General features: G+C 62.4%; 5 protein-coding genes. 2 read left to right on the forward strand and 3 right to left on the reverse strand.

The genetic code is table 11. The annotated features are described in order from the left end of the window. Positions 1 to 185: hypothetical protein (locus ACNKID_RS01515; protein WP_417911665.1), on the forward strand; the 185-nt coding region annotated here is incomplete at its 5' end. Beyond that, entirely contained in the window at positions 160 to 1920 is a 1761-nt protein-coding gene (mutL, locus tag ACNKID_RS01520; RefSeq protein ID WP_417911666.1) for a DNA mismatch repair endonuclease MutL, read from the forward strand. The genes ACNKID_RS01515 and mutL, both read left to right, overlap by 26 nt. 36 nt (positions 1921 to 1956) lie before the next feature. On the opposite strand, the gene sbcB is transcribed toward mutL, so the two are convergent. The 3 genes from sbcB to ACNKID_RS01535 are packed head-to-tail and all read right to left on the reverse strand — an operon-like array spanning position 1957 to position 6119. Next, a complete protein-coding gene (gene sbcB, locus ACNKID_RS01525) occupies positions 1957 to 3363 on the reverse strand; it encodes an exodeoxyribonuclease I (protein ID WP_417911667.1) in 1407 nt (468 codons plus the stop codon). Continuing rightward, a complete protein-coding gene (locus ACNKID_RS01530) occupies positions 3356 to 4672 on the reverse strand; it encodes an MFS transporter (RefSeq protein WP_417911668.1) in 1317 nt (438 codons plus the stop codon). The genes sbcB and ACNKID_RS01530 overlap by 8 nt, the downstream gene beginning before the upstream one ends. Positions 4673 to 4691: 19 nt before the next feature. Then, positions 4692 to 6119, reverse strand: a complete 1428-nt coding sequence (locus tag ACNKID_RS01535) for an amidohydrolase family protein (RefSeq protein ID WP_417911669.1) — start codon at positions 6117 to 6119, stop codon at positions 4692 to 4694. Positions 6120 to 6242 lie beyond the last annotated feature (123 nt).

Consider the following 6242-nt stretch of genomic DNA (forward strand, 5'->3'; position numbering starts at 1 on the left):
CCGCGAGGAATCCTCTGATCCTGAGGAGATTCCTCCCTTCAGCCGGAATGACAGCGCATGGTCCTTTGACGACGCTCCGGCTGCAGATGCATATTTCTGCAAAAGATTTCTTTTTCCTGTACACTGCCGGAAACCAGAACCCAAGCAGCCAAAGGAACCATGTCAAAAATACGCATCCTCTCTGATCAGCTGGCCAGCCGCATCGCCGCTGGTGAAGTTGTGGAACGTCCGGCCTCGGCAGTCAAAGAGCTGCTTGAGAACGCCCTTGATGCCGGAGCCAGCCGCATTGACATCCACGTGGAAGACGACGGCACGCGCCTGATCCGGGTGGCGGACAACGGCTGCGGCATGGATCAGGACGACGTGCTGCTCTGCCTTGAGCGTCACGCCACCTCCAAGCTGACCGAGGACAGCCAGCTTGATGCCATCGTCACGCTCGGCTTCCGGGGCGAGGCCCTGCCCAGCATCGCCTCGGTCTCGCGCCTGAGCATCCTCTCCCGCACCAGCGAGGCGGCGGCGGGCACACGGGCCGAGGTGCGCTGCGGCATTCTTCATGATGTCCATGAGGCGGGCTGCGCCTGCGGCACTATTGTTGAAGTGCGCAATCTCTTTGCCAACATCCCGGCCCGGCGCAAGTTTCTCAAGAGCAAGCGCACCGAGCTGGCGCATATTGAGGAGGTTATCCGCAGCCAAGCCCTTGCCTGCCCGGAAGCCGCCTTCACTTTATATATAGATGAGCGCAAGACCCTCGATTTGCCCGCCGCCAGCTTGGAACAGCGGCTGCGGGCGGTCTGCCGCTGGCCGGACGAGGAGCTGCTGGCGGTGGAGGCGGCTGGAGAACTGACCGTGCGCGGCTGGCTGCTGCCAAGCGGCAGCCCGGCTGGCCTGCTCCGGCTCTGCGTCAACCGGCGGCCTGTGCAGGACAGAATGCTGCGCCACGCGGCGGCGGAAGGAATGCAGGGTCTGCTGATGAAGGGCCAGCAGCCAGCGGGCGCACTGCTGCTGGAACTTGCCCCGGAGCTGGCGGACATCAACGTCCACCCGGCCAAGCGGGAAATCCGCTTCCGCAAGTCCGGCGAAGCACATCAGGCGGTGAAAAGCGCGGTGGCTGAAGCGGTGCGGCAGCGGCAGGAGCGGCTGCGCTCACGGCTTTTTGCTGCGCCGAACAACGCAGGGACAATTCTGACTTCCGCCCCTGCGCCTTCTGGCGGCAATGCAGGGGCGAAAGATTTTTCGCCCCTACAGGTGCAAACTCCGCAAGCGGTCTGTGTCGCTGAACCGCAGCCGCAGTTCCGTGAGGAATGTGCCAAGCCGCCTGCCGCGAGCAGACCTTCTCTGCTGCTGGAGCCTGAAAAACGCGGCGGCCTGCGCCTGATCGGCCAGTTAGCCAAGCTCTACCTGCTCTGCGAATTGGATGGCCAGCTGGTGGTGATTGACCAGCACGCGGCCCATGAGCGGATCATCTATCAGCAGCTGCGGGACAATTATCAGCAGCGGCGGCCAGCCAGCCAAGCTCTGCTCTTCCCGGTCACAGCGGAACTGAAACCGGAGCAGGCAGATGTGCTAGAGAAAGAGCGCGAAGCGGTGGCCGCGCTGGGCGTGGAAGCAGAATTCTTCGGCGGCAGCACGTGGCTGATCAAGGCTCTGCCCGCCTTGGCCGCGCATCTGCCGCCGCAGGAGGTTGTAGAGGACATTATTGACGGGCTGGCCGCTGCTGTGCCGGAATATATGGACAGGCTGCTGGCTTCCTTAGCCTGCAAGGCGGCGGTCAAGGCAGGCAGCCGTCTTCAGCCAGAGGAAATGCTCAACCTGCTGGAGCAGATGGGCGGTTGCGCGGCCTTCTCGCACTGCCCGCATGGCAGGCCGGTGCTGAAGATTCTTGCGCCGCAGGAGATGGAAAAATGGTTTAAGAGAGCATGATGTTATAAGGTGCCGTCTTTATCACTTATCACTAAATCAAATATCCGCCAGCAGCTGGAACAGCTCCGGCTGCTGTTCCGCCGCGCCGCTGCTGATCAGCTCTTCTAATATCTGCTTGTAGCGGGCGTAGGTCAGCTCGTTGCCGAACTGGCCTTCCAGCAGGCGGGCCTCGCAGAAGTGCCGCCATTGCGCCTGCTCATTGGCGTTGAGGCTTTCCGGCCAGTTGCGCGCCCGGAAGCGGAAATAGAGCGTTTGCAGCCGCTCATCGGCAAAGGGCGGCTGCCAGGCCGCAAGCTGGGCCGGATTTTTCGTCAGCACCTCGTTGCAGAGGCGGCGGTCGGCATCAGAGATCATCCCTTCGTACAAGGCCGCGTCCGCGTCCGGCGGCGGCATGTCCGGCTTGTGCTGATAGAGTGCGGTCAGCCGCCGGAACAATGTTTTGTCGGCCAGAATCTGCTCGCGGTGCCGTTCAGCCAGCCGCAGGTCAATCTGCCAGCGTTCCGCCAGCTCCGGGCGCAGGGTGTTGAGCGGAGCCAGCACCGGCGACTTGTTGACATGCGCCCCTTTCAGGGCCAGCCGCTCGAAGCCCTCCGGCTGCTCCTCGCTGCGGGCGTAGAGGTTTTCCGCCATCGCCTCCGGGGGCATCGAGAGCAGCATCTGCGGCGGCTGGCGCAGGTCATAGACGATGATCTCGCTCTTGTTGCGCGGGTGCTGGAGCAGGGGTATGACCGGGGCGATGCAGCCTTTGGCCGCCAGATACATGCCGCTGACATGCAGGACGATGTCTTTCCTTCTCAGATCAAGCAGCTTGGCCGCCTCGCTCTTCTGGCGGAGGTTGAAACAGTAGTCGTAGAGGCGCGGCTGGAGCCGCCGGAGCAGGCGGGCCAGCTCCAGCGTGGCGCGGACATCGCTCAGAGCCTCGTGCGCGTCATGCTCAATGCCGTTGGCGGCGGCGAGCAGATCGAGGCGGAAGCTGACGCAGCCGTCCAGCTCCGGCCAATTGATGCCTTCCGGCCGCAGGGCGTGCGCGGTGCGGAGCAGGTCAATGATGTCCCAGCGCGAGCAGCCGTGCTGCCATTCACGGGCGTAAGGATCAAGGAAGTTGCGGTAGAAGCCGAAGCGCGTCACCTCGTCGTCGAAACGGAGGCTGTTGTAGCCGACTCCGCAGGTGCCGGGCCGGGCCAGCTCGGCCTCGATTTTGCGGAAGAACTCGGCCTCGTTCAGCCCCTTTCCCGCCGCCTCCTGCGGGCTGATGCCGGTGAGCAGCACGGCGCACGGGTCCGGCAGCGCGTCGCTGGCAAGGCGGCACCAGAGCACGAGCGGCTCGCCGATTTCCTCCAGCTCAAGATTGGTGCGGACAGCGGCGAACTGCGCGGGCCGGTCGCTGCGGGGATTCAGTCCCCACGTCTCATAATCATGCCACAGCAGGGTGCTTTCAGGCATCTGCTCCCCCTTCCAGCTCCTGCGCCATGCGCGTCCCTTCCTCGACATTGACCAAGAGTAGCAGCGCGCCGCCTGCGAGAAAAAGAAGGATGAGCGAGAGAATGCCGGTGCGCGGGCTACCGGAGAGCACCCCGATCCAGCCCATCAGCAGCGGGCCGACCACCGCCGCGAACTTGCCGAGCATGTTGTAGAAGCCGAAGAACTCGGCTGATTTGCTGCGCGGGATGATGCGGGTGTAAAGCGAGCGGCTGAGGGACTGCACGCCGCCCTGCACCAGGCCGATGCCGACGGCGAGCAGGTAGAATTCTGTCTGCCTGCTCATGAAGTAGGCCCAGACAGTGATCAGGATGTACACGCCGATGCAGATGAGGATGCCTGTTTTCGCCCCGATCTTCTCGCCGATCTTGCCGAAGGCGATGGCTGCCGGGAAGCCGACAAACTGGGTGATCAGCAGGGCGGTCATCAGCCCGCCGGTCTCCAGGCCGATGGACAGGCCGTAGTCAACCGCCATGCGGACAATGGTGTCCACGCCGTCAATGTAGAGCCAGTAGCCTGCCAGAAAGAGCAGCACCACCTTCAGCCGCCGGATTTCAGCAAAGGTCTGCGTCAGCTGGCGGAAGCCCGCCGCGACCGCGTTCAGGCCGATCCGCCCGCTGTCCGCGCTCCGCTCCTCTTTGACAAAGAGCAGCACAGGCAGGGAGAAAACCGCCCACCATATAGCCACAGTGAGATAGGACCAGCGCACCGCCTCAGCCTTGTCGGCAAAACCGAAAAGTTCCGGCTTCAAGGTCATGAAGACATTGAGCGCGAAGAGCAGGCCGCCGCCGAGATAGCCTAAGGAGAAGCCAAGGGCGGAGACTGTGTCCACCTTCTTCGGCCCGGCAACTGAGACTAAGAGTGAGTCATAAAAGATGTTGCCGCCGGAAAAGCCGATGATGCCGAAGACGTAGAGGCAGGCTGCCAGCTGCCAGCTGCCCTTGCTGACAAAGAAGAGGCCGCCGGTCATCAATATGCCGAGGAAGGCGAAGAAGGTGAGGAACTTCTTCTTCGCGCCGCTGCGGTCGGCAATCGCGCCGAGCACAGGCGCGGCAATGACAATGAAGAGGCTGGCAACAGAGTTGGCCGCGCCAAGGCGGAAGGTGCTTTCCACCACCTCGCTGCCCGCGCTCCAGTACTGCTTGAAGAAGACAGGGAAAAAGCCGGCCATCACGGTGGTAGCAAAGGCGGAGTTGGCCCAGTCGTACAAGGCCCACGAGACGACCTGCTTCCGGTCGTGAACAGGCGGGCGGGCCGCAGCGGCATGGTGCATGATGTTCTCCTTGAAAGGATCAGGCGGCGAAACCGCTCTTGTCCGCTGCAATGGCGGCCACGGTCTCCAGCTCGTAGTAGCGGCAGGCTTCCATCAGGAAGCGGCATTCCGTCCACATGTCGCCGTCCACCAGCGGCATGAAGAGGTCATGGATGTTGTCCGCGCCAAGATAGACAGGCAGCCCGCTGGCGACCAGCTCATCGACCGGGGCGATGGAGTTGTGCAGCGGCGCGTATTTCTGGAGCTGCTTCATGCTCAGGGCCGCTGAGGGGCAGACGATGAAGGCCATGCCCGCGTCCTTGGCCAGGCGCATGACGCGCTTGCGCTCGCTGGGGTCTTTGGCGGCCAGCGAGACCGCGTGCACCGCCCGCACCCGGCCTTCCATGCCGTGCTCGATGGCCTTCACCGCCAGCAGCTCGGTCTCGTTCTCGTCCGGGTTGTTCTCCTGATCCACATGCACATCCACCGGCTTGCCAAGGTTCTTGGCGATGGAGAGGATGATGTCCAAATGCTTCTCCGGCAAAGGCCGGTCTTTGGATGGCAGGCCGCCGACCACGTCCGCCAGCGCGCAGGCCTGCTCAAAGAAGTCCCGCGACTCCTTGTTCAGCACGCCTTCCAAGGGCTGCACAGCGATTTCAATCTTGATCTCATGCTTGTGCTTCTCCTTCAAGGCAAGGGCCACCTGCATCGGCAGCAGCCGCACGGTCTTGTCCGCGTCAATGAAGGTGCGGCAGTGCGTCACGCCCTGGGCCTTCATCACCTCAATGCAGCGGCTCATCCGCTCGGTCAGGTCGCTTTCCGAGTAGTTCTCCTTGATGTACCTGTACAGCTCCCACTTCTTCTGCATGTCCGCCTGACTGAGCTTGAGGTTGTCGGGCGAGATGATGTAGGACTTGTCGAAATGGGCGTGATAGCAGGCGAAGCCGCCTTTCTCCAGCACCATCTGGAGGAAGTGCTTCTTCATGTCCCAGGGCGCAGACGGATCAGTGATCGAGTATTTAAAGATGTTCCGCTTTTTGTCCTTGAGCAGCCGCTCCAAGGTCATTGCCGCCAGCTTGACACTGGTGAAGATGGGAATGCCGTTCTCGATGCAGAGGGCGCGGATGGTGGAGGAGTCGGAGGATTCGTCGTAGTCCCTATTGCCGGTGAGGATGTTGATGACCAGATCAACCTTGCTGTCGGAGAGATACGGGAGAATGTTCGGGGCGATGTTGTCGGCGATCTTGTGCAGCTCAGTGTTCGCGACCCCGTTGGCCAGCAGGAAGCGGCTGGTGCCCGGCGTGGCGAAGAACTCCACGCCCACGGCTTTCAGCTCTTTGATGTGCGGCAGCAGGGTTTGCTTGTCCTCCTCCTTGCCTGAGCTGACCAGAATGCGGGTGCGGCTGCTGCGGCTGGCCAATTTGAGGTTGAAGGCCAGCAGCTCCAAGGACTGATCAAAGTGGTTCATGGCGCAATGATGGGGAAATGGATAGGAGTTAGGTGGTTGCCTCGTCCGGACCGGCTTGGATGACCGCAGAGGTCACGCAGGCCTGATCCAACAGATGTGCCAGGCCTGATCGCAGCGATGTGC

The sequence above is a fragment of the Candidatus Electronema sp. TJ genome, from assembly GCF_048287355.1.
In the GTDB taxonomy this organism is placed as follows: domain Bacteria; phylum Desulfobacterota; class Desulfobulbia; order Desulfobulbales; family Desulfobulbaceae; genus Electronema.

Excerpts from the sequence above, each read along its gene's own strand:
- mutL (WP_417911666.1), top strand. The coding sequence starts at position 160 with ATGTCAAAAATACGCATCCTCTCTGATCAGCTGGCCAGCCGCATCGCC.
- sbcB (WP_417911667.1), bottom strand. The coding sequence starts at position 3,363 with ATGCCTGAAAGCACCCTGCTGTGGCATGATTATGAGACGTGGGGACTG.
- ACNKID_RS01530 (WP_417911668.1), bottom strand. The coding sequence starts at position 4,672 with ATGCACCATGCCGCTGCGGCCCGCCCGCCTGTTCACGACCGGAAGCAG.
- ACNKID_RS01535 (WP_417911669.1), bottom strand. The coding sequence starts at position 6,119 with ATGAACCACTTTGATCAGTCCTTGGAGCTGCTGGCCTTCAACCTCAAA.